Annotated in this window: 20 protein-coding genes and 1 pseudogene; 9 read left to right on the top strand and 12 right to left on the bottom strand. The window is 40.7% G+C overall.

Annotated elements, in window-relative coordinates; all coding sequences use genetic code 11:
* Positions 1-432 precede the first annotated feature (432 nt).
* From AC1F2U_RS18640 to AC1F2U_RS18620, 5 genes are all read left to right on the top strand, one after another.
* Positions 433-1317: a lipid kinase gene (locus AC1F2U_RS18640; RefSeq protein ID WP_480262451.1), complete on the top strand. Its 885-nt coding sequence runs from the start codon at positions 433-435 to the stop codon at positions 1315-1317.
* 122 nt (positions 1318-1439) lie between these two features.
* On the top strand, positions 1440-2045 hold the full coding sequence (locus tag AC1F2U_RS18635) for an exopolysaccharide biosynthesis protein (protein ID WP_322663877.1): 606 nt from the start codon (positions 1440-1442) through the stop codon (positions 2043-2045).
* A gap of 634 nt (positions 2046-2679) precedes the next feature.
* Positions 2680-3237 carry a hypothetical protein gene (locus AC1F2U_RS18630; protein ID WP_480262450.1) on the top strand — a complete coding sequence of 186 codons (558 nt, stop codon included), beginning with the start codon at positions 2680-2682 and terminating at the stop codon, positions 3235-3237.
* A 281-nt stretch (positions 3238-3518) separates the two neighbouring features.
* On the top strand, positions 3519-4427 hold the full coding sequence (locus tag AC1F2U_RS18625) for a class I SAM-dependent methyltransferase (RefSeq protein ID WP_480262449.1): 909 nt from the start codon (positions 3519-3521) through the stop codon (positions 4425-4427).
* Between the two features lie 119 nt (positions 4428-4546).
* Complete coding sequence (locus AC1F2U_RS18620; RefSeq protein WP_480262448.1) at positions 4547-5323, top strand: SDR family NAD(P)-dependent oxidoreductase; 777 nt, start codon at positions 4547-4549, stop codon at positions 5321-5323.
* A 131-nt stretch (positions 5324-5454) separates the two neighbouring features.
* Here the strand turns inward: AC1F2U_RS18620 and AC1F2U_RS18615 are convergent, their stop codons facing one another.
* From AC1F2U_RS18615 to AC1F2U_RS18605, 3 genes are all read right to left on the bottom strand, one after another.
* Positions 5455-6234: a photosystem II electron transport protein, Sll1252 family gene (locus tag AC1F2U_RS18615; protein WP_322683416.1), complete on the bottom strand. Its 780-nt coding sequence runs from the start codon at positions 6232-6234 to the stop codon at positions 5455-5457.
* A gap of 206 nt (positions 6235-6440) precedes the next feature.
* Positions 6441-6950: a hypothetical protein gene (locus AC1F2U_RS18610; protein ID WP_194043242.1), complete on the bottom strand. Its 510-nt coding sequence runs from the start codon at positions 6948-6950 to the stop codon at positions 6441-6443.
* Between the two features lie 260 nt (positions 6951-7210).
* The gene (locus AC1F2U_RS18605) at positions 7211-7588 is read right to left on the bottom strand and encodes a hypothetical protein (protein ID WP_480262447.1); all 378 of its coding nucleotides are present in this window, start codon (positions 7586-7588) and stop codon (positions 7211-7213) included.
* An 82-nt stretch (positions 7589-7670) separates the two neighbouring features.
* Between AC1F2U_RS18605 and AC1F2U_RS18600 the strand changes: the two are divergent.
* A pseudogene (locus AC1F2U_RS18600) lies at positions 7671-7854 on the top strand (zinc ribbon domain-containing protein); the annotation flags it as partial.
* Positions 7855-8031: 177 nt separating this feature from the next.
* Here the strand turns inward: AC1F2U_RS18600 and AC1F2U_RS18595 are convergent.
* From AC1F2U_RS18595 to AC1F2U_RS18580, 4 genes are all read right to left on the bottom strand, one after another.
* Positions 8032-10296, bottom strand: coding sequence for a TolC family protein (locus tag AC1F2U_RS18595; protein ID WP_480262446.1), 2265 nt, complete (start codon positions 10294-10296; stop codon positions 8032-8034).
* A gap of 103 nt (positions 10297-10399) precedes the next feature.
* Entirely contained in the window at positions 10400-11962 is a 1563-nt protein-coding gene (gene kaiC, locus AC1F2U_RS18590) for a circadian clock protein KaiC (protein WP_480262445.1), read from the bottom strand.
* 76 nt (positions 11963-12038) lie between these two features.
* Positions 12039-12353 (bottom strand): circadian clock protein KaiB, encoded by a 315-nt coding sequence (kaiB, locus tag AC1F2U_RS18585; protein WP_099099291.1) that lies wholly within the window; start codon positions 12351-12353, stop codon positions 12039-12041.
* A 109-nt stretch (positions 12354-12462) separates the two neighbouring features.
* Positions 12463-13044: a KaiA family protein gene (locus tag AC1F2U_RS18580; protein WP_480262444.1), complete on the bottom strand. Its 582-nt coding sequence runs from the start codon at positions 13042-13044 to the stop codon at positions 12463-12465.
* A gap of 562 nt (positions 13045-13606) precedes the next feature.
* On the opposite strand from AC1F2U_RS18580, the gene AC1F2U_RS18575 reads away from it, so the two are divergent.
* On the top strand, positions 13607-16939 hold the full coding sequence (locus tag AC1F2U_RS18575) for a hybrid sensor histidine kinase/response regulator (RefSeq protein WP_480262443.1): 3333 nt from the start codon (positions 13607-13609) through the stop codon (positions 16937-16939).
* Between the two features lie 66 nt (positions 16940-17005).
* Here the strand turns inward: AC1F2U_RS18575 and AC1F2U_RS18570 are convergent, their stop codons facing one another.
* Both AC1F2U_RS18570 and AC1F2U_RS18565 read right to left on the bottom strand, forming a co-directional pair.
* Positions 17006-18952 carry an ArnT family glycosyltransferase gene (locus AC1F2U_RS18570; protein WP_480262442.1) on the bottom strand — a complete coding sequence of 649 codons (1947 nt, stop codon included), beginning with the start codon at positions 18950-18952 and terminating at the stop codon, positions 17006-17008.
* Positions 18953-19304: 352 nt separating this feature from the next.
* Positions 19305-19943: a hypothetical protein gene (locus tag AC1F2U_RS18565; RefSeq protein WP_480262441.1), complete on the bottom strand. Its 639-nt coding sequence runs from the start codon at positions 19941-19943 to the stop codon at positions 19305-19307.
* Positions 19944-20750: 807 nt separating this feature from the next.
* On the opposite strand from AC1F2U_RS18565, the gene AC1F2U_RS18560 reads away from it, so the two are divergent.
* The gene (locus AC1F2U_RS18560) at positions 20751-21083 is read left to right on the top strand and encodes a DUF565 domain-containing protein (protein ID WP_480262440.1); all 333 of its coding nucleotides are present in this window, start codon (positions 20751-20753) and stop codon (positions 21081-21083) included.
* A gap of 15 nt (positions 21084-21098) precedes the next feature.
* Positions 21099-22148: a glycerate kinase gene (locus tag AC1F2U_RS18555; RefSeq protein ID WP_480262439.1), complete on the top strand. Its 1050-nt coding sequence runs from the start codon at positions 21099-21101 to the stop codon at positions 22146-22148.
* A gap of 17 nt (positions 22149-22165) precedes the next feature.
* Here AC1F2U_RS18555 and AC1F2U_RS18550 read toward each other — a convergent pair whose 3' ends face one another.
* From AC1F2U_RS18550 to AC1F2U_RS18540, 3 genes are all read right to left on the bottom strand, one after another.
* Positions 22166-23410, bottom strand: a complete 1245-nt coding sequence (locus AC1F2U_RS18550) for a hypothetical protein (RefSeq protein WP_480262438.1) — start codon at positions 23408-23410, stop codon at positions 22166-22168.
* A 3-nt stretch (positions 23411-23413) separates the two neighbouring features.
* Positions 23414-24139: a hypothetical protein gene (locus tag AC1F2U_RS18545; RefSeq protein ID WP_480262437.1), complete on the bottom strand. Its 726-nt coding sequence runs from the start codon at positions 24137-24139 to the stop codon at positions 23414-23416.
* Between the two features lie 42 nt (positions 24140-24181).
* A partial coding sequence (locus AC1F2U_RS18540; RefSeq protein ID WP_480262436.1) for a trypsin-like peptidase domain-containing protein occupies positions 24182-24438 on the bottom strand: 257 nt, incomplete at its 5' end.

Here is a 24438-nt window from a genome sequence, read left to right as displayed (position 1 = left end):
TAGCGCATCTTCATACAGAATTGGTATTACAATAATCTGTACCTCATTTTGACATAGCATCTGTCTGCGACACGCTGCGCGAACGGTAGACAAGTTGCAATTTGCTGTAAATGTATCTATTTTAATGAAAAATATCCCTTGTGTTTGGCATAATAATATTTGAAAAATTCATTATTTTATAAATAAAAACACCTAAAATTCATTTATCTGAAGAGTAATAATTATATTTGTTGAAGATAAACACACTGAGGGCTAGTAGAGCTAAACTAAATAAAAAGAAAAAATAAAAATTAGTAGTCACAATATAATAAGTTTTAGGAAAATGAATTGTTGATAACTTTCATCACAGCCTAAACACTTTTTTATAGTCAACATCAAGCAGAATACATAGATGCGGATAATTGGACATATAAACAACAAAAGGTACCACCCATGAGTTCCCGCGCACTGCTGTTAGTAAATCGTCATGCTCGCCAAGGGCAAAAGGGTCTATCGGAAGCGATTCAATATCTGAAAACACTTGACTTTGATTTAATTGAGGAGTCTACAGAAGATCCCAAACATCTTGCTGAAGTTATACTTCGCTATAAGCATCAAGTTGACTTGGTAATTATTGGCGGAGGAGATGGTACTCTAAATGCTGCCGTAGATGCTTTAATTGAGACTCAGTTACCTTTGGGAATCTTGCCTCTGGGAACTGCCAACGATCTAGCGAGAACTTTGGGAATCCCTAATTCCCTTAACGAAGCTTGCAAAATTATTGGAGATGGACATTTACAGCGTATCGACTTGGGTTGTGTGAATGGCAAGCACTTTTTTAACGTTGCCAGCATGGGATTGAGTGTAAAAATTACCCAACGACTTACCAAAGAAGTTAAGCGCCGCTGGGGAGTATTTGCTTATGCAGCCACTGCATTGCAAGTGCTTTTGGAAGCCAGACCTTTTACAGCAGAGATTGCAATCAACGGTGAATTGGTTCGCGTCAAAACAGTGCAAATTGCAGTCGGTAACGGCCGCTATTACGGTGGTGGTATGGCAGTGGCTGACGATGCCACAATAGACGATCAAAGGCTAGACCTTTATAGCTTGGAGATTGAACACTGGTGGCAGGTTATATTACTACTACCTTCAATGCGACAAGGGCGACACATACATTGGCAGAGTGTACGCTCCCATCAAGGTCAAGAAATAGAGATACATACTCGCAAACCTCGCCCTATCAATACAGATGGTGAAATCACTACCTACACACCTGCTCATTTTCGGGTTATACCTAAAGCTATAGCTGTTTTTGTACCCCCAGAAAGCAGGAGTTAGGAGTCATTCAATTTTAGATTTTAGATTTTCCTTAAATTCAAAATCTAAAATTGGCAGAGTTTAGAAGTTATTCTTTCATCTTCCTCTACTACAAAGTAGGAACTCGCATCAACTCACGCCAAATGCATCTGAGATTTTCTCAAGATATAAAATCCCTGTTGCAACGCCTAGCTGAACAACCGCTGACTCTAGGCGATATTCTGACAGAAACCTCAGAACGGGGCTTCAGTCTGGTAATTACATTATTAGTTTTGCCTTTTTTGCTTCCTATGCCACCGGGATTAACTGGCCCATTTGGTGGTGCTTGTTTACTGTTGTCAGTGCAAATGGTTTTAGGAAGGCGATCGCCTTGGCTACCGAAAAGAATCGCTAACTACAAATTTCCTCGTTCCTTCGCCCAGTTACTTTTGCAAAATTTGGGACGGCTTACCAAAGTTTTCCAGAAAATCGCCCGTCCCCGATTAGCAAAAATAGCTCATAATCCTTTAGTTTGGCGAATTAATGGGTTTTGTATCTCTTTATTAACAGTATTACTAATATTACCAATCCCGTTTACCAATCCTATCCCGACTATCGGTATTTTACTTTTGACTGTTGCCACCATCGAATCTGATGGTTTATTAATTTGCATCAGTTACGGCATTACTGCCCTAATTACCTTGCTGTTTGGATTTATTGGTTATGCAGTGTGGTTAGCTCCCAGTTTGCTGCCATCGATATTGAAATAATAAAAGCCTCCAGCTTTTGGCTGAGGGCTGTAAATTCTTAGGGTGCATCTACTATTTATTAATCCGCTTTATTTATTGCCATATCCGGGAAAATTAGACTTTCGAGCAAATTTATTTTATTCGCGAAAAAAAGTATGAGCAATAAAAAAGCCTTCAACTAAAAGCTGAGGGCTGTAATTTAATTAAGGTGCATCTACCATTTATTAATCCGCTTTATTTATTGCCATATCCGGGAAAATTAGACTTTTAAGCATATTTATTTTCTTCCCGAATAAAAAAGTATCAGCAATAAAAAAAAGCCCTCAACTAAAAGCTGAAGGCTGTAATTTAATTAAGGTGCATCTACTGTTTATATATCCGCTTTAGTTATTGCTGCATCAGGAAGAATTGAAAAAAATGGATAGCTGTGGAATTGATTTCGTTAGCTAAAACGGTAGTACGGGCCTCAATCAGGATTACCTACGGTATTTGACTAGGTAATTATTGACTAACTTCACATTAATTTTACAATTATCCCAATTTTCCTTTGAATACACAAAGTTTCTGTTAATATCTCTGATTCGATATCCGCAATAGTACGAATTTAGTTTATTAGTTGGGTATATGACTATGAAAGTTAGATACACCCAACTTGATGAAGCGATCGCAATTTCTATTAGCCCTTGCTAGTCTTAGTATTGTCGGGGGAAGCTTTTTTCTGAGAACAACTTTTAACAGTACTAGTGAGCCTAAAGTTATAACTGATACATCGCGTTATAAAGAAATTCGTAATCAACTTTGGTCTGATAATGACCAAGTAAAACATTTTCCTAATGAGATTCCCCCTGATGCTAAAGACGTTCGTATCGCTTACTCTCCCAAAGTTTTGCAAGGAAGTAGTTTTTTTCAAATTAGGTTAAAAGAGCCACCAGAGAAGATAGAAAAATTACTTTCCCAATATAGAAATAGTGCCAAGCACAAATATATAGGTGGTGACACAAACGACCACATAAACCAACCTAACGGTGTGCCGACAACTTTCTTCTATACTAGTGATTCTCCTACAGAATCTTTTCCAGCTACTTATGAAATATTGGTATTAAACACAGGTGACAAAGGTAGACCTGGTTTTAAATGGAATCATGGGGACAGCTACGGCGTTGCTATTAATAGTTCCACTTCAGAAATTATCTATTGGTCTGAAAAATGGTAATCGGCAATTCAAAATGAATTTGAATCGCTATGAGAAAAATCATTATTTGTGACATTGCACTTAATAAACTTCTTACATAAATCAAAAGCCCTCAAACTTAATCCCTCACCCAACATTCGGAAAAGGGGTTAGGGGAGCTAGTAAGATACCGCAAGCAAATTTTGCATTTGTGCAAGAGTTTGATAAAAAATACTTATATGTCATATAGAAATTTATCTTACTGGTACAGTTAATAAGGTTGTGTTCTATTCACACTAAATTCAGTAATAGAGGTGTGCCAAATGAAAAAAATACTCAGAAATATCCTTGATGAACGAATCAAATCGATGGTTAGATCGTCCGAACTGTATCAAGGTTTATATAATAGAACGCATTCCAGTAAGCTAGCTCTTACAGGCAAAAGGCTTGATATTTGTGCTAATGAAGTTGCTATCTATCTGCTTCAGTCTGGTAAAGGAAAAGATGTATTACGTGATAAAGTTTGTCTTGAAATTGGAAGTGGATGGTTACTTACTCATTCGTTAGTATTTTACCTGCTTGGAGCAAAAAAGGTTTATTCAACAGATATTTGTCTGTTATTACAACCGGACAATATTTTCAAAGCAGTGTGTAATTCTGTAGATTGGAGTATCTTAGATAGTCTATCTACATTTGAAGATCGGGATATTATCCACTTACGTTTAAAAAAACTGCTTTCATTAAAAAAAATATCTGTAGAAGCCTTACAAGACTTGGGCATAGAATACATTGCTCCAATTAATTTATCTGAAAAAGTGCCGATTCAAGAAAAAATAGATTTTATATTCTCCAAATCTGTGTTAGAACATGTCCCAGTTGATGATGTTGTGCCACTTTTAGAAAATCTTGTAAGTAGCCTGTCAGACGATGGTTTTATGTTTCATCTCATTGATTTAATCGATCACAGAGATAGAAAAGAAAGACCATTTGAGTTCTTGATTTATCAACAGGAAGCTTATTCGAGAGAATTACAATCAAGGTGGGGAAATCGAATTCGACGAAGCCAATGGAAGGAGATATTTTCTAACCTTAAGCATTTGGACTCTAAATTTGTATTTGAGTGGTCGCGCCGGGAAGGAGAATTACCAGAAAAAATCGACTCGTCTATTCAATATACAGATGAAGAAGATATAAGAATCTCCCATATAGGTGTATTTGGAGAATTAATATAGTTTCCAAAAGTCACTAAGGGTTGCTTTTACCCTTTTGGATATATCACTTTGGGTAGTTAAAACTTATAGTCAGTATAGTTAAGATTTATAAGTGCTTAAAAACTATCTGAATATGTAGAATGTCAACTGCTTTAATTACTGGTGCCTCTAGTGGTATTGGTAAAGCCTTTGCTGAAGAACTAGCTGCACGCAAGACAAATCTTGTACTCGTTGCTCGTTCTGAAGAGAAACTAAACCAATTAGCTAAACAACTACAAGGACAACACAACATTCAAGTAGACGTTATAGTAAAAGACCTCACAGAACCTAATGCAGCAGCTAGTGTATTTGATGCCACAGAATCAAAAGGATTAACCATTGATTTATTAATCAACAATGCTGGTTTTGGTTACTATGGTGACTTTGCTGAAGGAGATGGAGAAAAACAAGTCAAAATCGTACAATTAAATATTTTGGCATTGGTAGATTTAACCCACAAATTTCTACCATTGATGCGGCAACGTCGTTCTGGAAGTATTATTAACGTATCCTCGATTACCGCATTTCAACCAATACCATACCTTTCTGTGTATGCTGCTAGTAAAGCTTTTATTCTCAGCTTTAGTGAAGCATTATGGGCAGAAAATTATCAGTATGGTGTTCGTATCTTAGTCACTTGTCCAGGGCCAATAGAAACAAACTTTTTTGCAGAAGCTAATTTTCCTCCAGCGCTGGCAGGCAGTACAGATAAAGTTTATTCTTCCGAAAAAGTGGTTTGGGAATCTTTAGAGGCTTTAGAAAAAGGCTATCCAACTGTTATTAGCTCTGATAGTACTACTCAAATTAGAAGCAAATTATCTCGGCTTGTACCGCGCAAACTTCTACTGAATATGTTAGCGAAACGCTTTAAAGCCTAAGTATTAAGTATCTATTTAGGAGTTAGGAGTACAGACGCGATGAATCGTGTCTGTACAAGAGTTTGGAGTTTGAAGTTAAAGAAAATGATGAATTTAAAACTCTTAACTTTTCACTCTTAACTCCTAACTTATTACATATATCTTGTTAATTGAACTCGGTAACGCTCTTTTTTGGTAACGGCTATTTCCCCAACTTCTAAACGCCCTTTAGAGCGAATGGCGATTAAGTCGCCTGATTTGACTTGAGAACTAGCTTGGGTAACTTCCTTCCAATTGACGCGGACATCACCAGCATCGATGAAATCAACCATTTTGCTGCGGGACATACCAAAACCAGCAGATGCGATCGCATCTAATCTTAAAGAAGCCTCCACAGTAGTTAATTCTTTTTTCTTGGGTTCCCGAACCTTTAATTCAGTTAGCTCAATCTGCTGAGTTTTCACAGGAACCGATCGCACCTGTTTGAGACTCATTGACAAAAATTCCACCAATTCTGGTGCAACAATCGCCTGCGCCCCTCGTTCTCCTAAGACAATCACATCTCCCGTCTTTTCACGAACAATTCCCGTCCCCAACATTGCGCCTAAAAAGTCGCGGTGAGAGGCGGTATCAAACAGGAAATTACCTGCAATTTCTACGGCTACAAGGCTGACTTGAGATCGATCTAAGGGAAGTTCCGAACGAGCGATCGCTATTCTTTGGCGTTCAGCTTGCGGATATCCACCCCACGCCACCAATTGCACTTCTGTTAATCGGTTAAACACCCGTTGAATTTCTGCCAATTCTGGGGGAGATAGAAAATCTGTCAAAACCACTTCCCAAGTTTTGATTGCTTGCTCTGCTTGATCGATTGCACGAGCGACACTATCTCGATTTTCAACACCTTTTAAAAGTTCTTCTCGTGGCAACATTCTTAAAAATTATGAGTTATTAATTGAGAATTAATTTGCTATAACTATCATGATTCTAGCTTTAATTCCCATTTCTACAGTTCCTGTCCAGATTGGGTTAGCCTTTCTACTTGAGATTTGTTTGCGATCGCAGCGGCTTACGCTATCTTCAAAGAATAGGAAAGTAACTCCAGCCGCTGTGTCGTGATGTGTAAACTATGAATTATTCAATACACAGTATTTGTGTCGGCATAACCTTGGATATTTTCTGGATCGAACTGACGTAATATTTTGGTTGCTTGGCGAGTAAGAGTTTCAGAACCTTGAACAGCTACTAAATATTTTCCTGCATCTAAGCGGTTGCGATAAGGTAAAGCATCACCACCACCTACAAGTAAACCGACTCCGCCACCAACAAACACACCACCCATCGCACCACTAGCAGCACCCAGCAGTCCGCCAACAATGTGATTGCCAACTTCACCCGCCCAGGCAAAAGTATCTAAACCAGTAATGAGGCTGAATGTAAAACCTGCAAAAAAGCCAAATGGTATCAGCCAGGTTGCCATCAGTTTTGCTTGTTTTTTAGCTTGGTCTTTGGGGTCAATTAAACCAAACTCGTCAGCCGTTTTATACCCCCTCCCCAAAATAGTACTGTTAATGCCTTCTTTTTCTAAAGCTAAGTAAGCAGCTTCGGCTTGAATGCGGTCTGGTAATACGGCAACAAGGTAATTCATTGATTTTACAATTTGTCTAATAGAAGTTTTGCCTTAATTAACAGCGTATCAGTCCTGGTGGATTGAACCTCGCATGACTTATAAGTCATACACCTGAATTACTTCAAGACTTATACCATTTCATAAAATACTTGACACAAACGATTTGTCTCTAACTCTTTCTCCCTGCTCCTTACTCCCCGGTCACTGAGCGTAGCCGTTGACGCAGCCTCCCGTAGAGAAGTGCTGCTCCCCTGCTGCCTAAATGCGGGACGGGACAATCATTTTAACAAATCTAGTGGCTCACAAAAATTGTTTACGCCTTGCTTGAGGACATATAGCAAAACTGGCGTTGCCAAAATCTTAGGAAATGTTGGCGTTGTTTTTAAACGTTCCATCATCTTCACAAGAGAAGTATTAAGCAAATCTTCTCGATATTCTTGTTCGCAAATGACCACACGCCATTTTCTAGCCAAGGCATCTAACCACTCAGAATTTGCTCTTTCTGGTTGTTGTCCTGCTCGGATAGCTAGCGTCATCGCTGCATCTTCCAAATCTCCATCACAGTCTTCAATTAAATCCAGCGCTTCCATATCGCTAGGATCGTCTGCCAATTGAGAGCGAAACTGTGCAATTTCTTGAGATGTTACTTTAGTCATGAGTCTTTGACAAGGCAAGCGATCGAACACTCAGTTATGTTAGTCCAAATTTGACTATAGTGCTTCTCTGTTAAGTCCAATCCGGTCATGGTTAGAGTATTTTGGGTATAAGTATGGGAAGGTAACGGTTGCTGTGCCTCCCCATAACACTAGCCAAAATTGTTCTCGCTCTAGCACTAAGGTTAAAAAGTCTCTATCGACAAGAACTCATTGTTTGCCCTCATTGCAACTATGTAGAAGATAGGGACGTGAATGCGAGTATCAATACTGCCTTTTGGACTAAAAAGCCTCATCCTTCCAGTTAATACACTGAACAAATGAGGCTTTTAGCTAGCTTTTTATTAGAAACGCTACTGGACTCTGCGCTCCTCTAATAGAGGTGCAAAGTGGATTACAAAACACAACAGCAGTCAAAAATACTGATTCAGTTGAGTTTCAGCTAATTAGCGGAATGCTCTGAGGGTAACAGACCGTTGTAACTGAGCTAAAGCGCGGTTGTAATCCAAAATTGCTGTGACTCGATTACCTTCAGCTTGTGTGAGGTCGTTTTCAGAGTTAATGACATCAGTTTGAGTACCTACACCAGCTTGGAATCGCAAACGCGCTAAACGTAGAGCTTCCCTGGCTTGTTCTAAAGCGGTATTAGCGGTTTGAACATTCTCCAAACTAGATTGCTGGGTAGAATAGGCTTGTTCTACCTGAAAGCGAATTTGGTTGCGCTGTTCAGCAAATTGAGTTTCTGCGATCGCAATATTAGCTTGCTGTTGAGCTGCTCTTGCTCTTGCTGCTCCGCCATCAAACAAATTTAGGGTTGCCCTAACTCCGAATGAATAACCATCAGTAACGCTGACATTATCATCGAACTGATCGAGCAGGTCATAGCTAGCGACCAAACTAACTTGAGGCCCCAGTTCCGCAAGAGCTTGCCTACGCTGTTGCTCGCTAATATTACGTTGTGCTAACTGCTGTTGCAATTCTGGACGATTTTGATAAGCCAACACAATACTTTGTTCTAGGGTTGGGTTCCAAAGACCAGCTAATTGTACAGGGTCAGCAGCACTGATATTTATTGCTTGTGGCAAACTTATCCGAGTTGCTAATTGACGACGGGAAATTGTCTGCTGGGATCTAGCATTAGTTAAATTTTGTTGGGCATTTGCTAAATTCACCTGCGATCGCAACACGTCAAACCGCGTACCAACCCCAGCTCGCTCTAAAGCTTCTGCATCACGCAAACTAGCTTCAGAGTTTAGCACAGCCGATTGAGCAATCCGTACTTGTTCATCCGCTTGTTGCAAATTGTAGTAGTCTGTGGCAACATTCAGACGGATTGTCTCAGACTGAGTTTCTACAGCCAACTCATAGAAGCGTACCTGTTCTTGAGCTGCTTGGATGCCAGCTTGCACTCTTCCAGAAGTATAAAGGTTATATGAAAGTTGTGCTTGACCAGAAAAAGATGTACTGGGTTGATCTTGGTTAGAAAGTAAGCCATTTCGCCCGCTTAATTCGTCCTGAAGCTGACTGCCAGCAGACTGACTACGAGTAAGATCCGTGCTAACTCCCAGAGTAGGCAATAAAGCAGCTTGCGCCTCTCGTAGAGCCGCTCGATTGCGTTCTAGCTCCAATAAAGACACCTGTAGATCGCGATTGTTACGCCGTGCCAACTCCAGAGCCTGTGCCAAAGTAATCGGCTGATTTCCTTGAAGTTGCACCTCCTCCGGTTTGGTGGGAAATTGCAGGGGATTTGAGTTAGGAATCAGGTTCTCTGGAATTTGCACCGGTTCTGACGTTACTGGAGTTACCGTTGTTGGCGCAGTGATTGGCGTCGAACCCCCTGGTGCAGCAGGAGTTACGGTTCCTGGCACAGTAGAAGGTTGTACCGAACCCCCTGGTGCAGGAGTTACAGTTCCTGGCGCAGTAAGAGTTGGCGTCGAACCCTCTGGTACAGGAGTTACAGTTCCTGGCGCAGTGATTGGCGCCGAATCTGCCGGAATCGTGGTATTATTCTGAGCCAAGCGACCAATAGCATTTTTTTGTAAGCAGGTGCTTGAGATTAGCAGCACAGCCAAGGAGTCGGTTTTGCTTTTGCTCAACTCCTGTGGACACCTCTGCGCTGACAACAGTTTTGCTGCTCCTGCACCTGTCGCTGAAGTTTGTAAAAATGTTTGCAACTGAGTAACAGTATTTATCTTTTGAACCACTGGCTGCTGTGTAGAAGACAGGGACAAAATTTCTTTTTGGACAGAAGGAGGTTTTGAAGTGTAGTTGGGAACTACTATCTTCTTTAATTTCTGTCCAGAAGCACTTAAATTACTCTGTTTTTGGTTCTTTTGAGCTTGGGAAGAATTAGAGGTAGGTGTCAAACTAAAAAATCTACCTTTATCTTTCTTAAGTAGTTGTTTTATTGGCACAACAGTATTTTCAGCCGTAAATACGGGAATACTGTTATTACTTAAAGGTTTCACACTAAGTTTAGTAAAACCCAAAGCAGGTACTAGGGTTGGAACACTAACATTTGCACTGTTAGGCAGTTGGCTATTCATGGTATCCACAACCAAGCCTTGACCATAAGTAGAAGTCAAAACACTAGGAGAAGATGCCAGTTGTATCCCAGTTAGTTTCGCAGTACCAGCCCAAGCAGGCTGAGTTGTTAAAACTGCTGCCGTTACACCAGGTAAGAAGCTATAAAATAATTGCTGTCCTTTCACCGCATCCCTCACACGAAAATCAATCTAGCGGCAGAAAACCTTTCTTCACCACAGAATATAGCACGATACTAAACTTAGGAAAGAATATACTACGATACTAAATTTAGGGTTCGGAACTCTGTTTGTCTTCAAAACGTCTAACAATGCGAGAAAGTTCCGCCTTTTCATCGATACTAACGCGAGTAGGAGCACCGCTGATAATCCGTTCGTAGTTTCGGAAAGAATCTTTAATTTCGGGCCCGTCAGCAGTAATATTATACTCACGAATGCCTTTATCATGCCAAGACCCGCGCATTTTGAATACGTTAATTGCCCGCGACATTTCTCCGCGAATTTCTACGTACTGTAACATCAGAATAGTATCGGTAATCGTGGAAATGTGAGAGTCAGTAATCGAATGCGCTCCTAGAAATTGGTCGGTTGTGTTGGTAAAAAAACCAGTAATTTCTTCTTGTTTAGCATAACCCGTCACACCAATTACAAACTGCCGAAATGCATTATTCGTAACTCCTCTAGCTAATGCTGATAGGGAATCAATGGCGATTCGAGCAGGTTTGAAAATAGAAATTTCTGATTTAATAATTTGTAAGTGGTCTTCTAAACCAGTTGATTCAGGATAGGTACAAATTATTTTGAGTAAACCTTGATGTTCTAATTCTTCAAAATCAATTCCCCAAGAGGAAGCATTACGAGATAGTTGGGCGCGTGACTCTTCATAAGCAAATAATATCGCCTGTTCTCCATTGAGACAGCCATCTTGAATAAATTTGCTTACTAACAGGGTTTTACCAGTACCCGTAGCTCCTGTCGCCAAAATAATTGAATCTTTAAAGAAACCCCCACCGCACATTTCATCTAAAGTTTTGACACCAGAAGATACCCTGACATTAGAAGAACGTTGAGTCAAGCGCATTGCTCCAAGTGGGAAGATGTTAACTCCTTCATTAGTAATTGTGAAGGGATACTCGCCTTTCATGTGAGTTGTGCCGCGCAATTTGAGAATTTCAATTGTGCGACGGCGGCGTTCTCCTTCTAAAGCGTTGCGAACAATTACTACATTATCGGAAACAAATTCTTCCACTCCGAAAGAGGCAACGGGCCCATATTCTTCACTACGTTCAGTGGTGATTACAGTGGTGACACTCAGTAGTTTGAGACGTGCTACCAGGCGAAAAATCTCGCGTCGCACTACTCCCATCGCTTCATACTGCTGAAATACCGCTGTTATTGAGTCGATTGAAACTCGTTTAGCTTTGTATTTGCGGATGGCATATTGCAAGCGCTCAATGAGTGCAGAAAGATCAAAATTACCCACGATATCTTGACCTTCTGGATCGGGAGATGCGTCAAGAATAAACAACTTGCCTTCTTCAATTAAGCGGGGCAAGTTCCAACCAAAAACGTGAGCATTTTTAATAATATCACTCGGTGATTCCTCAAAGGTTACAAATACTCCTGCTTCATCAAAATAGGTAATACCGTTATAGAGAAACTGAAGAGAGAATAAAGTTTTGCCTGTGCCGGATGTGCCACTAATCAAGGTAGTTCTACCAATTGGTAAACCACCATGACTAATATCGTCAAACCCTTCGATCATCGTCCGAATTTTTTCTATACCCCTAATTATCGGTGGTTGTTTTGGTTCTACTTGCTCGTTTTCACTCATTGCTCGATCACAAAAGCGGATTTAAACCTGTTTTTTTATTACTGATAATTGTACTCAATTTTTTATGATTAAAAATTTACTCTTCAAAATCTTCTTCACTCAGTTCCTCATAGAGCAAATCCAATCCAATCAACACTCTTTCTCTATCTGAAAGATCCCCAATAATTTTGCGAACGGGTGGAGGCAAAATTTTAGATAATGTTGGCGTTGCCAAGATTTTATCTTCTTCCGCTAGTTGTGGACTTTTCAATACATCGATCACTTTTAAAGCATAAACCCCTTCAAACTCCTGTTCTAAAATATCTTTGAGTGTTTTTAATGCCCGGACTGAATTAGGAGTGTTACCTGCTACGTAAAGTTTGAGAACGTAGGTTTTTCTGGCTTTATTCATATATTTAATAACTAGTCATAATCAGAGAAATACAATATTTTCCCATGCATCGTTACTCACAGTTGTAGCTTGTTCCAAGTTGAACACAGAGCAATAAAATTAATTTATTTTATCTAGAAATCGAACTCCTATAGACTTCGCACAGGTGAGCCAAGATATCTATTAACGTCAGGCGGTAATCAAGTAAAGTTTCATTGCTCCTACCTTCTAATTTTAGCTGGTTAGAAAATTCTTCAATTATCTCCATGTGAATTTCGATTATTTGGGGCACAGGAATATTAGCATAAAATATAGTATTGATAAATTTATCAATTTTATCTTTGAGGGTTTTGTCTGTAGTAAAATAATCTATAAGAATCAGGCTATAATCTATTTTAAGCTGTCTTAATAATCCTTCTCTTTCTGCCGGAGTCATCTCCTGAAAATACTGCTGGTTTTTTTGCATCTGACTGGCAAATACATAAACGTACTTGCTAGTGTATGCCTTACTTGGATTTAGTAGCAGCAAATTTGGGAAATAGTTGATTGTTCCAGAGCTTGTTACAGCAACAGGTAAGCAGCAAAATTGGGCAATAATTGCGTCTATCAATTGCCCCAGCCACGCACTCAAACCTTTTAGGTTGGCTAAGTCAACTGGATTATTTAAGCATTTGTTAACATTAGATTGCAGAATCAATATCGGTAATAACATCTATTCTTGAATATATCTCCTCGATCGCCCTGACCAAGAAACGCGGGCTGATAAGTTTGGCTAACGCTTGTAGGGGAATACTGCGTGTGCAGTCAACTGCTGATTTAACCCCAAAATAACGCTCTATGCGAGCAGATAGTGCTAGGTACTCAACAATCTAGTGGAGCAACTAACTGCTAGAACTTAGTAGGTCTTTGATGATGAAGTATCTGTCGGCACAGCAAGACACAGTAACTAACTCATGATTTACATATCTATGTATATAAATAGATAGATTTTTTTATTTTGCTCCTTGATAAGATACTTAAACGAACTTAAAGGATTGTCGCATTCCAAATCATTATAATTCCTCAAGGTTCTAAAGCGAATCTTTGGGGCCATAATTGTTTTAGCCGTCGCTATCGATGAGGAGTTTAAATACCAGTAAGACACTGGAGAGGCTGGCTAGTTGCTAAAAATTAGAAACGTCGCCTCTTGAAAAAATGCACTCGTTTGCAATTCCCGTGTCCGTTAGGGGAAATCCCGTTGTTTTAATGGCGTTGAAATAACCAGAGTTGCTTATATGAGTCTTCTTAGAGGATATGACTTCAGGCGAAAAGACCATCAACTGGCAGATGGAAATGCCGGAGGGTTCTACAGGAAGAATGACCCCCAAATCCCTATGTTAATGCTAGATTACCCGCTTTATGACTTTCAGGCAACCGTACCTAGCTGCCCCCAAACAAGTTCTCTGGCAGTGGTGTTGGAGATTTTTGAGCAAGAGCAGTGCGATCGCCTGGTAGTAGTAAATCAACAGCAATGTCCCATTGGATTGCTGTATTCTGCCCGTTTAATCCCAAAATTATTAGCACAAAGTGACGATAAAAATCTAAATTTACAACAATCGCTCTCTACCTGGGGTCAAGGTCTAATTGAGCCAATACAGACAATATCAGCTTCTGAGCGTGTAGAGCGATTAAGCTTGCGCTGGGGCGATTCACAAGTCGAAAAAACCCAAAACTTAGATTGGGTGCTGATTGACTCTGAGGGTCGATATTTGGGGCTGCTAGATAGTTCGCGCCTGTTGCGATCGCTAGCTCAAGAACGTATGGCTGGCATACAAAAGTCTAGCGAACATCGCCATGAATATGATGGTCGACCAAATGAACCCAAGTCATTAGGACATCAGCCACTGGTACACTTGCTAGAAAGACTGCCTTGGCCTTTGATGTTGCAAACAGGTACTGGCGAGGTGGTAGCGCGAAATCCCGCCTGGTGGCAGCAATTAGGAACCTTAAAAGATCCAGAAGGAGTTAGGCAACAAGTGGAGGCAATACTTGTCCCTAAACGCTCCGAAATAGCAGAATATGCAACCCAACCAGCAATCAAAGTTCATCCCAATGGTAGGGAGAATGAGCATAGTGGTGAAGAAGAACTAATTCAGCAAGAAGCATCAGATGATGCTGCATACAGCCGATGCTATTTAGATAGTCAAGTGGGTACTTGTACCTGCGTTGTCGAAGTGCAAAATGGTCAAGAGCGAATCTGGCAGTTTGCCAAAATTCCCTTAGATAGTCCTGAATTTAAAGTTATGAGTGCCCAAGAGGAAATTGCACTCAGCACTGATTTGTGGTTAGTTTTAGCTACTGATGTCACCGAACAGCAGCAACTTTGTAAAGAACTAGCAGCGAAGAATGCCGATTTAATTCAACTCAATCGGTTAAAAGACGAGTTTTTAGCGTGTATTAGTCATGAACTCAAAACTCCCCTAACTGCCGTTTTGGGATTATCGCGCTTGCTAGTAGATCAGCAGTTGGGAGAACTCAACGAGCGTCAAGCCCGTTATGCAGGACTGATTCATCAAAGCGGACGCCACCTGATGAGTGTGGTGAATGACATTTTAGATTTGACCCGGATGGAGACGGGACAAATGGATTTGACGCTAACTCCGGTGAAAATTCAGGCTGTGTGCGATCGCGCCCTATCAGAAGCCAAAGCTATCCACACTCAAACCACCAAAGCGACATCTGCACCGCCACCTGCAAATGCGCGTTCATCTGCTCCCCAATTCTGCCTTTCCATTGAACTAGGTTTAGATCAGATGGTGGCAGACGAATTGCGCTTACGCCAGATGTTAGTACACCTACTTTCCAACGCCTTTAAATTCACCGAAATATCTGGCGAAATTGGACTGCGGGTAAGTCGTTGGGAAGGATGGATTGCCTTTACAGTTTGGGATACAGGAATTGGCATTCCCGAACACCAGCAACACTTAATCTTTCAAAAATTCCAACAACTAGAAAATCCCCTCACCCGCCAATTTGAAGGCACTGGTTTAGGGCTAGTATTAACTCGCGCCTTGGCTCGTCTCCACGGAGGAGATGTCAGCTTCTTATCGCGTGAAGGTAAAGGTAGCCAGTTTACCCTACTTCTGCCGCCCAGTCCCCCGAAAACAGGCTTTTCGGAACCAGATATGGGAATCAGAGAAGAGGAGGAGACACGATACCAACCGACACGGGAAAACTCCGCCGCTCGTCAGCAAGTTAGTACGCCCATACAGCATCATCTTGCGAGTTCGCAACGATTGGTCTTGGTAGTCGAGGCAGTAGCCCGATATATTGAAGACTTGACCGAACAACTCAAAGGTTTAGGATATCGGGTAGTGATTGCGCGATCGGGCACAGAAGCAGTCGAAAAAGCGCGACGCTTGCAACCAATAGCGATATTTTTAAATCCGTTGCTACCCCTGCTATCAGGCTGGGATGTACTGACTTTACTAAAATCTGACACCGCAACCCGTCATATATCTGTAATTGTTACCGCGACGGGAGCCGAAAAGGAGCAAGCATTTGCTAACCGAGCCGATGGTTTCTTAAGTTTGCCAGTAGAGCATCAGGTCTTAGCACCAGTTCTAGAAAAATTATCTAGTGTACAAGTAATTCCGCAGATAGGGTTAAATAATAGTGCAATTATCCCAACTAAAACCCCACTGCGAATTCTCAGGTTAGTGAATCCCCAGTTAGAATCGGTCAATCCCCACCCCTCACTTCGAGAACATCGAGTGATTGAAGTAGATGACCTAGATCAGGCAGAACTTTTGGCGCGGGTATGGCAGTTTGATGTCATTTTGCTAGATGTGGAAAGTACCACCGCCCAAATTTATTTGCAACAACTAATTGGACATCCACGTTTAGCAGCTATACCACTGGTGACTTGCGATGTTGCAACTACTTTAATCGCTTCCAAAATACCAGGGCTATCTGTATTTCCTTACTTAACACCATTTGCGAAAGATAACAGCAGTCGCACCGAGAAAACAGATGCTTTACTATCAGTACTAGAAATTGCTTCTGGTATTTGCTGCCCTCCCAACATCTTAGTAGTGGATTTAACAATGCTACGAGATTTCCCCCAGGTAAGACGTAAGCCAGCTAAGGGTTATCGGACAGCAAAAAATTGCTCAATTAGTAGTGAAACTGCTGAACGCGGATCTGAATGGTTCCAAGCTTTAATTCAATACCTGCAAACAGCAGGCTTCAAAGCGGCGATGAGTCCTTGTTGGGCAGAAGTATTGCAACAGATTCGCCACGAAAGCGTTGACTTATTGCTAATTTGCTTAGGAGAAACTTCTATCCACAAAGATGTGCTCAAAGCACTGAAAACATTAGGAGATTCACCTTTAAAGTTGCCACCAATTTTGGTACTAAATCAGCGATTAAATCGCTCACAGACCAGTTTCCAGGATGGGGTAGCTTATAAGCAAATTGACAAGCAGAAGAAGAATAGTGTGGAATCGATAGAAACTGTTGTTGGTGCGATCGCTACCCAAATATTACCACGATCGATCTCAATGGAAGATTTATTAAGCCAGATCAATCAAGCTTTAGCTGTCAATGGTTACAATGGCAAATGTTAATGTGGTCATTAGTCATTGGTCATTAGTTATTCTCAAAGGACTAATGACTAATGACTAATAACAAATTTATGATATATCTATTTTTGGATTCTTCATTTTCTTAAAAGGAACGCGAACCAAGTTATAAGCACCCTTGGTTGATAAATTCTTGTAATCATCTGGCTGTAAGTCCATTTGTAAAAACTTTTTCTGTTCGGCCAGCAGCAGCACTGAGGAAGGTTTTAGTCCTTTAGCAGCCTGATTTTTAATATGCTCTACAGCCTCTTTAGGAAATTTTAAATAATTTACGTGGATGTGGCTGTAAAATACCACACTAGGCTTTTTGAAGCCAAGCATGATCAATTCTTCGTTTGGTTGTTTTGCTTCTAAAATGACCGCAGACAACTCCCTTAAGGGTAATTGACGTTCTCGATCGATAAAGAACGAAGCAGGCGTTAAGACAAAAATTATAAACGCCACAAACCCGATTAAATTAATACTGATAATGTAGTTCCAGCGGCGACTCAATAATAAACCCGCAACCAAAACAGCAGAAACTAGCCAAATTATACCTGCGATTACTGGTAAACCAGATCGTTGAATTAGTTCATGGAAATTACTTATCGCTGGATCGGTACCTAATATATGGGTGATGTTGAGCAGTGCTGTTGCCAGAACTGATAAAAATACTACATTCACCCAACCACTGATTCGCAGCAAAGACGCGGAGATGGGCGGAGTGGGAGAGGGGGAAACAGGAATTGTTTGTCGTGTCTCTGTATCTGAAAAAACGTCGCTCCACAACAAGGCTACCAGGATTGCTGCTGCTGGCATTAAAGGCAATACGTAGCTAGGGAGTTTAGTAACGGCAATGCTAAAAAAGGCAAAGATACTAGCAAACCAGAACCAGGCAAATAAACCAAATTGCTGAAAACGTTCAAGGGATCGCCAATGCGATCGCTGCCAAAATTTTAGTCTGATTATAGAAGCTGGTAAATACACTGAGTATGGTGCAAAACCCAACAGCACGATTAAAAAGTAAAAATACCAAGGTGCTGAGTGACCATTAACTACTTCTGTAAAGCGTTCCAGGTTGTGATAACCAAAAAAGGAATTAATGTAATTCCAGCCATTGCGCCAAATTACTAAAGCATACCAGGGCACTGACAAAGCGAGAATTATCAGCATACCTACAAGAAGGTGCATTTCTCGCAACACCTCTCGCACTTTACCCACGTAAAGCAAAAAAGCAGCAACAATTAACCCCGGCAAAACAATTCCCACTGGCCCTTTGGTCAAAATTGCGCCAGCAATCAGCACATAAAAAGCTAAGTACCACTTATTAGGGAATAGGGCATGGGGCATCCCTTCGGCTTCGCTCAGGGCAAGTGGGGATTGGGCAGAAGAGTGCAGAGGAGAGGAATTTTCCCCCTGCTCCCCTGCTCCCCTGCTCCCCTGCTCCCCTGCATATCCTAGAAAGAAACATAACAAAGCTGATGCTATACATCCGGTGAGTAACATATCAGAGACACCCGTTCTCGCCCAAATAATAGTTTCGGGATTGAGTGCCATCAGCGCTGCTGCTATAAAAGATGTTAAGTAGCGACGAGTAGGACGTGAAACTTGCTCTAATTCGTCTTGTTTAGCCAAATACCACTGGATGGTGTAAAAACCTAAACAAACTAATCCGAATGCGGCGATCGCAGAAGGAAGGCGTACTGCCCATTCATTTACGCCAATCAGATGATATGCGATCGCCTGACACCAGTAAATTAAAGCAGGTTTATCGAAACGAGTGTCACCATTGAAAAATGGGGTAATCCAATCACCTGTAACGTACATCTGGCGGGAAGCTTCGGCAAAGAGCGGCTCTGTCTCATCAATTAAGCCGATGTTGCCCAAATTCCACCCAAAAGCCACCCAGCCAACTACTATCAACCACAAAATCGACACAGTTAGACTCAGGGCTGGATTTTTTGCTATTTTGTTGAACCACCGATCAACAGTGTGCTTAACACTCAATTTCATTCTCATTTAGTCAATAGTCAACAATCACTAATCAATAGTCGTTGGTTATCTATCTTTTGTTCTTCAGAGTTTTTAATTCAACAATTTTCCTCTATCCATTACTTAACACTTTACCAACTGTAGGGTAAGGATGTAAAAATAAAGGTTTGAGCAAACGGTAAACAATGCCCATTCTACAAAAATTGCTTCCGTACTCAATATTTCCCACTTAGCAATATTTATTAGACATCTTGCATAAGTAACTTTTGCTTTCCGGTTGGGAAAAGGCTAAAGGGTAGGGTAAGGAAAAATTCCATACCTTTCCCTTATCCCCAGAGGGTACCCCACCTTCCCCCTTTTCTCCACTTCTGCAATAAGTCTATTGACTCAGCACAAGTTGCCATTCTCTGTTTTGGGAATTCCACTTAGGTAATTGAGTTTCGCCAATAATATAAGGGCCCCAATAACGACGGGAACCATCTTGTGCAAAAGCAACTAAAACATCTCCCTTTTCCAGCTTTAAATTATTCTGAGGTAGGGATAGAACCAGTCCCTTCTCACTACCTTCTTCGGGAGCAAAATCCCAATGTGCCGGTACATCGTAGTGAGTTTGTTTTTTACTAGCTCCTTTTGCTACTGACTGTCGTGCCAGTAGAACCAGCCGCACAGGCTGATTTGTTTGATTGCTCATTCGCAAAGTACCTCCATCCTTGGCAATGCTTGTTGATTTATCACGCTCTGCCAAGACAGGATAAGTATTCTCTTTACTGCTATGTTCTACTCGACTGGTTGGGGTAGGTACTGGAGTAGATAGACTAGTAGAAAGACTTTTTTCAGGTACAACCGAAGTTGTATGCCACTCTTGAGTTTCTGTTGGCAGTTGTGAAGATGTATCTGGGTTTGTATCTGGGTTAGTGGACTCAAAGGATACGCTCAGTCCAAAGCATCCCACCAGAGCAACAAGCAGTCCCAAGCACAAAGCTGTAATACCGACGTTACGATACACTGAAGATTTCATATTGATAGTTATTTAGAAATAAATATTTTGTTTAGGCTTGACCAAATAGTAGCCTATTATCCCAAAAGGCAATCACACAAAATAGCCGAATATAGACTTTCCTAAAATTAGGAAGACGAATGTATGATAAATATCATTTTGATTAGAAAACATTTGAAGGATATAATCTCTTTGATGTTTCAAAAACAAGAGATACAGACATCCATTACTTTGGCTTTTGACCGTAAGTATGGATAAAAGCAAGATAAGTTTATACCTATTTAGCCAATTCATTTCTATAAAAAAAATAAAAGTTTCCTGAAACCATTAGCAGCCTCAACAAGGCGTCCTTTGCTAAACGTCAGATAAATCTAAGTGGTGTATTTTATCTTCTGCTATTAAAAGCACCTTAAGAGGATATTTGGAAAGTATCTGGCGATCTAGCCAGTGCTTAGAGATCCTCCTTTCTAAATCTACGCAAGTCCCTTGTCCTGTTGGGAGACGCTACGAGTAGCTTACTTCCATACATGAATACAAGTCAGCAAACCCGCTTAACGAACTAGCTTCCTTAAAAAAGGGGAATTTTGAATCATTTTCCCATTTTTTCAGGCTTGAACGTGGGGATCGAACTAAATATTATTGTTTCCAAACATCTTCTAAGAAACTGTACTTCTCTGAAGATGATAGAATAGTCAAATTTGAATAAACACTGGAATTCCAGTAGATATCTACAATAGTAACAAACAAGCTGATGCTAAAACCAATATCCTCCTTAACCTAATATAGATATATTTCAAGATATTTTGACTTTTCCCAGAAGTCCCTTTGATGCAAAACACTCGTCTCAATAACTTGTTCGATGCCATTGCTACACGCTTTGGGCAATGGTTTTTAAATCCTTGGCGACGGCTATCGTTGCTGATAATTAGTTTTTTGTTCGGTTTTTTTCTGGGAAACGCAGCTTCTACCACAGCCGGTCAACGTGCAGAATTAGACATTGTAGTAGCTGGTTTTTTAGTATTGTTGACGGAAATTACCAGCAGAATATTTTATAGTCGCAGCTTTTTGTCAAGGCGATCGCTCTTGGTAGACTCACTAAATCTCCTCAAAGTTGGTTTCATCTACAGCCTGTTTCTCGAAGCTTTTAAGCTGGGATCTTAGTCAGATGGAGAATTTATGAATTTGTGGCTGAGTGTTTTGGCAACCAATGGGGTGGGGGAAACTTGGAAGCAGGAAGCAAGAGAAGCAGCACTGGCAGATCGGTTAAGGGCTAAAGCTTTTGGCATTGCACCGGAAAATGTTGATGAAATGATTGAAAGGCGATCGCATTTACTAAAATCTGTCTTTCCAGCTTTTAGCGAATTCTGTCAAGCGACTCTCCAAGTACAACCCCAGGAAATGTTACAGGTATTGTGGGACTTGTGGCTGCCTTTGGGGATCAAACTAGCATCGCAGCGCCAACAGTTGGGACACCCCCTGATTCAAGGAATATTGGGAGGACAAGGCACTGGTAAAACCACAATGTCCAAAATTCTCATTTTGATTCTCGATCATTTGGGATACAGGACTGTGAGTTTATCTTTGGATGACTTATATAAAACTTACAGCGATCGCTTGGTTTTAACACAGCAAGATCCCCGCTTAATTTGGCGCGGCCCACCAGGAACCCATGATATAGACTTAGGCTTAAATGTACTAGATCAAATTCGCCAGTCGCAAAGCCCAGTGATGCTTCCCCGTTTTGATAAATCTGCTTTTGGAGGTGCTGGCGATCGCACTAATCCAGAAATGGTGGCGGATGTAGATATTGTACTATTTGAAGGTTGGTTTGTGGGTGTGCGACCAATCGATCCTGATTTATTTGATACTGCGCCACCGCCAATTGTCACAGATGAAGATAAAGCATTCGCCCGTGAGATGAATCTTCGCCTCCACGATTATTTACCACTGTGGGAGCGATTAGACAGCTTAATTGTCCTTTATCCCACCGATTACCGCTGTTCTTTGGAGTGGCGCAAACAGGCAGAACAACAGATGATTGCTACGGGGAAATCGGGAATGAATAACGCACAGATAGAGCAATTTGTCAATTACTTTTGGCGATCGCTTCACCCGGAATTATTCATCAACCCGTTGGTAACAGATGCAACAGTGGTTGACATGGTGATTGAGATTAATCTCGATCGCAGCTTTGGTAAAGTGTATTGCGATCGCACTAATTTGTAATTCGTAATTTGTAACAGCTATGGTTTTGACGCAGATTTAGAAGCATTACTAAATAACCAAGATACAAGATTAGGAATTGTAGCAGCCCCAAACGAGAACAGCGCAATAATTGCATCACGCGGTAAAACGCCATCTAACCAGCTACCCTGGATTCTGGAAACGGGAAAATCTTGATCTAGACCGATTCTAATCTGTTTAGTTTTACCAGAGAACCGTGCTTCTATACCCTTTTTGGGAACAATTTGGAGATGGCGTATTAGTTGAATATTTAGAGGAATATCAGGTTTTTCTCCCATGAGAAATTGATTTTTTCTAATTTCTTGTTCCTGCCCTACCATGCGAATTTTGCCTTCTACAATAGTAGAAACATCTAAATCATCTCTGAGATCGCTGCCATTTCTATTTACATCTATAAACTGAACATTTTTGGTTTCTATCTTGCCCCGAAACCATTGTTCTGATTCATATTTGGCAGGTTTGGCTAAGGTAATATAAATATTGATATTTTGCGGAAGTTCTAAGTTAAATTCTTGATTATCTGGATTTAAAATAAATTCTAGAGGTGTTTGGTTATCTAGTTGTTTTTGTAAATTGGAATCTAATAATTCATAACCTTCTACGATAATTTTGATTGGTTGTTCACCTAAATAAAGTTTTAATATATTTGAGTTATTTTTTAGGTCTATTTTAGGATTTCGCTGTAGAGCAAAGGCCAACTGATTACGATAAAAGTCATAATTTAACTCAGTTACTTTTGTATTCGGTTGTAACCGCAGTTCATTCAATTCGATTTCGCTCGTTCCTTGGAGATTAGCTGGAGCAATAATCCATTTACTTTCACGGTCTTTAAGTTGGATTGTTAACGATTTTGACTGATTAAGTTGGGTAAATTTACTTTCAAACTTACCTGTGAAAGTTAAGGTTTGGATGCCTTCACTTTCTAATTCTTTAATGCCACGAATATTTTCAATAAAGCGTTTGGGTTGCTGCCCATTATAGATAAAGCTCATTTCTTGAGAAATGATATTACCTTCAAAGGTATGAGTCCCAGGTGCGATCGCGGCAAAGCTGACGAGAGTCAAAAATAAAAGTAACAGCAACACCAACAATAAACTTTGATGATTTGAAATAGTTCGTAATAAGCGCTTCAGCGCTGAAAAGCTGACTCCAAACCACGCAACTAGATGTGTTTTCAGAGAATTCAAGCATTGGCGAATCTTGATGAAGTCGGGAAATTGTTTGGCTTTTTGCCGAGATGCCATGATTTATTTCAACCAATTTGGGTTATGTTCAAATACAATTCGCCTTTCGATGCGATCGCTAGGTTCATTTCTTCGCTCAATATTAGCAACGTAACGCAATTCATAGCGCCCTGCTGGGGCATTACCATCCCAGGTAAAAACAGTTTCACCCTTTTTCGGGTTAGGGCGGGAAGTGCTATAAATTGCTTTTTCACCTTGGGGAAGGATTTCAAAGGTGGTAAATCTGACTCGATCCTCGGAATAAAAGACAAATTCATATTTACCAGAAGTTTGCCCCAGGATGACTGGAACATACACAGGTTGGGAACCAAGGCTATAGGATGCCACAGCCCGGAGTTTGTTTGCTCGTATTTTGGCTTCTCTGAGAACGTAAGTATCCCAGCTAAAGCTGAAACCTGAACCATTCTTAGACAATAACAAGTCATCCATCTGATAGTGATAATTATCGCCCAATGATTTCACTATTATTTGGGGGTTTTTTCCACCATTTATTTGGGGAATTTGTACTGTGAGAGTTTTGCCGAAACTGGCAAGGTTGCGAGTAGCAATGGAAATTAGGCTTAAGGTATTGCCGCTTAAGGGTTCTTTTTTGATACCTTCGCAACGGTTGGGTGGTTTGCGGCGGATATAATCGGTAGAGCGGGGGTTTCCTTCTGGGCAATAAGCAGCAGCAGGAAGATGGCTGACGCTGAGAATTAATAAGCTGGCAAGAATAATTTTATAATTCATAGTTTGTTGAAGAGACGCGATTAATCGCGTCTGTACAAGAGGTTATTTAATGTTCCAAGTGGACAGTTGTTTTTGAATTTCAGACATGGGATAAGCGAAATCTCGGTCTTCACCTTTTTTGCGGGCAAAGACGATCCCTAAAAGTTGATTTTGTGAGTCAAGCACAGGACTGCCAGAATAACCAGGTGTGAGTGCGGCTTGAGATATTTCTAATTGCTGTTTTTCATAGCTGATTTGTCCTGATTGCATAGACCAAGATTTATCTTCACCCCTTTGAGCAGAATGACCGATAATCCGAA

The organism is Nostoc sp. LEGE 12454, assembly GCF_056620565.1.
This window is presented reverse-complemented; position numbering and strand designations above follow the sequence as displayed.

Coding starts and splice junctions, on each gene's coding strand:
- AC1F2U_RS18640 (WP_480262451.1), top strand. CDS start 433: ATGAGTTCCCGCGCACTGCTGTTAGTAAATCGTCATGCTCGCCAAGGG.
- AC1F2U_RS18635 (WP_322663877.1), top strand. CDS start 1,440: ATGCATCTGAGATTTTCTCAAGATATAAAATCCCTGTTGCAACGCCTA.
- AC1F2U_RS18630 (WP_480262450.1), top strand. CDS start 2,680: ATGAAGCGATCGCAATTTCTATTAGCCCTTGCTAGTCTTAGTATTGTC.
- AC1F2U_RS18625 (WP_480262449.1), top strand. CDS start 3,519: ATGAAAAAAATACTCAGAAATATCCTTGATGAACGAATCAAATCGATG.
- AC1F2U_RS18620 (WP_480262448.1), top strand. CDS start 4,547: ATGTCAACTGCTTTAATTACTGGTGCCTCTAGTGGTATTGGTAAAGCC.
- AC1F2U_RS18615 (WP_322683416.1), bottom strand. CDS start 6,234: ATGTTGCCACGAGAAGAACTTTTAAAAGGTGTTGAAAATCGAGATAGT.
- AC1F2U_RS18610 (WP_194043242.1), bottom strand. CDS start 6,950: ATGAATTACCTTGTTGCCGTATTACCAGACCGCATTCAAGCCGAAGCT.
- AC1F2U_RS18605 (WP_480262447.1), bottom strand. CDS start 7,588: ATGACTAAAGTAACATCTCAAGAAATTGCACAGTTTCGCTCTCAATTG.
- kaiC (WP_480262445.1), bottom strand. CDS start 11,962: ATGAGTGAAAACGAGCAAGTAGAACCAAAACAACCACCGATAATTAGG.
- kaiB (WP_099099291.1), bottom strand. CDS start 12,353: ATGAATAAAGCCAGAAAAACCTACGTTCTCAAACTTTACGTAGCAGGT.
- AC1F2U_RS18580 (WP_480262444.1), bottom strand. CDS start 13,044: ATGTTATTACCGATATTGATTCTGCAATCTAATGTTAACAAATGCTTA.
- AC1F2U_RS18575 (WP_480262443.1), top strand. CDS start 13,607: ATGAGTCTTCTTAGAGGATATGACTTCAGGCGAAAAGACCATCAACTG.
- AC1F2U_RS18570 (WP_480262442.1), bottom strand. CDS start 18,952: ATGAGAATGAAATTGAGTGTTAAGCACACTGTTGATCGGTGGTTCAAC.
- AC1F2U_RS18565 (WP_480262441.1), bottom strand. CDS start 19,943: ATGAAATCTTCAGTGTATCGTAACGTCGGTATTACAGCTTTGTGCTTG.
- AC1F2U_RS18560 (WP_480262440.1), top strand. CDS start 20,751: ATGCAAAACACTCGTCTCAATAACTTGTTCGATGCCATTGCTACACGC.
- AC1F2U_RS18555 (WP_480262439.1), top strand. CDS start 21,099: ATGAATTTGTGGCTGAGTGTTTTGGCAACCAATGGGGTGGGGGAAACT.
- AC1F2U_RS18550 (WP_480262438.1), bottom strand. CDS start 23,410: ATGGCATCTCGGCAAAAAGCCAAACAATTTCCCGACTTCATCAAGATT.
- AC1F2U_RS18545 (WP_480262437.1), bottom strand. CDS start 24,139: ATGAATTATAAAATTATTCTTGCCAGCTTATTAATTCTCAGCGTCAGC.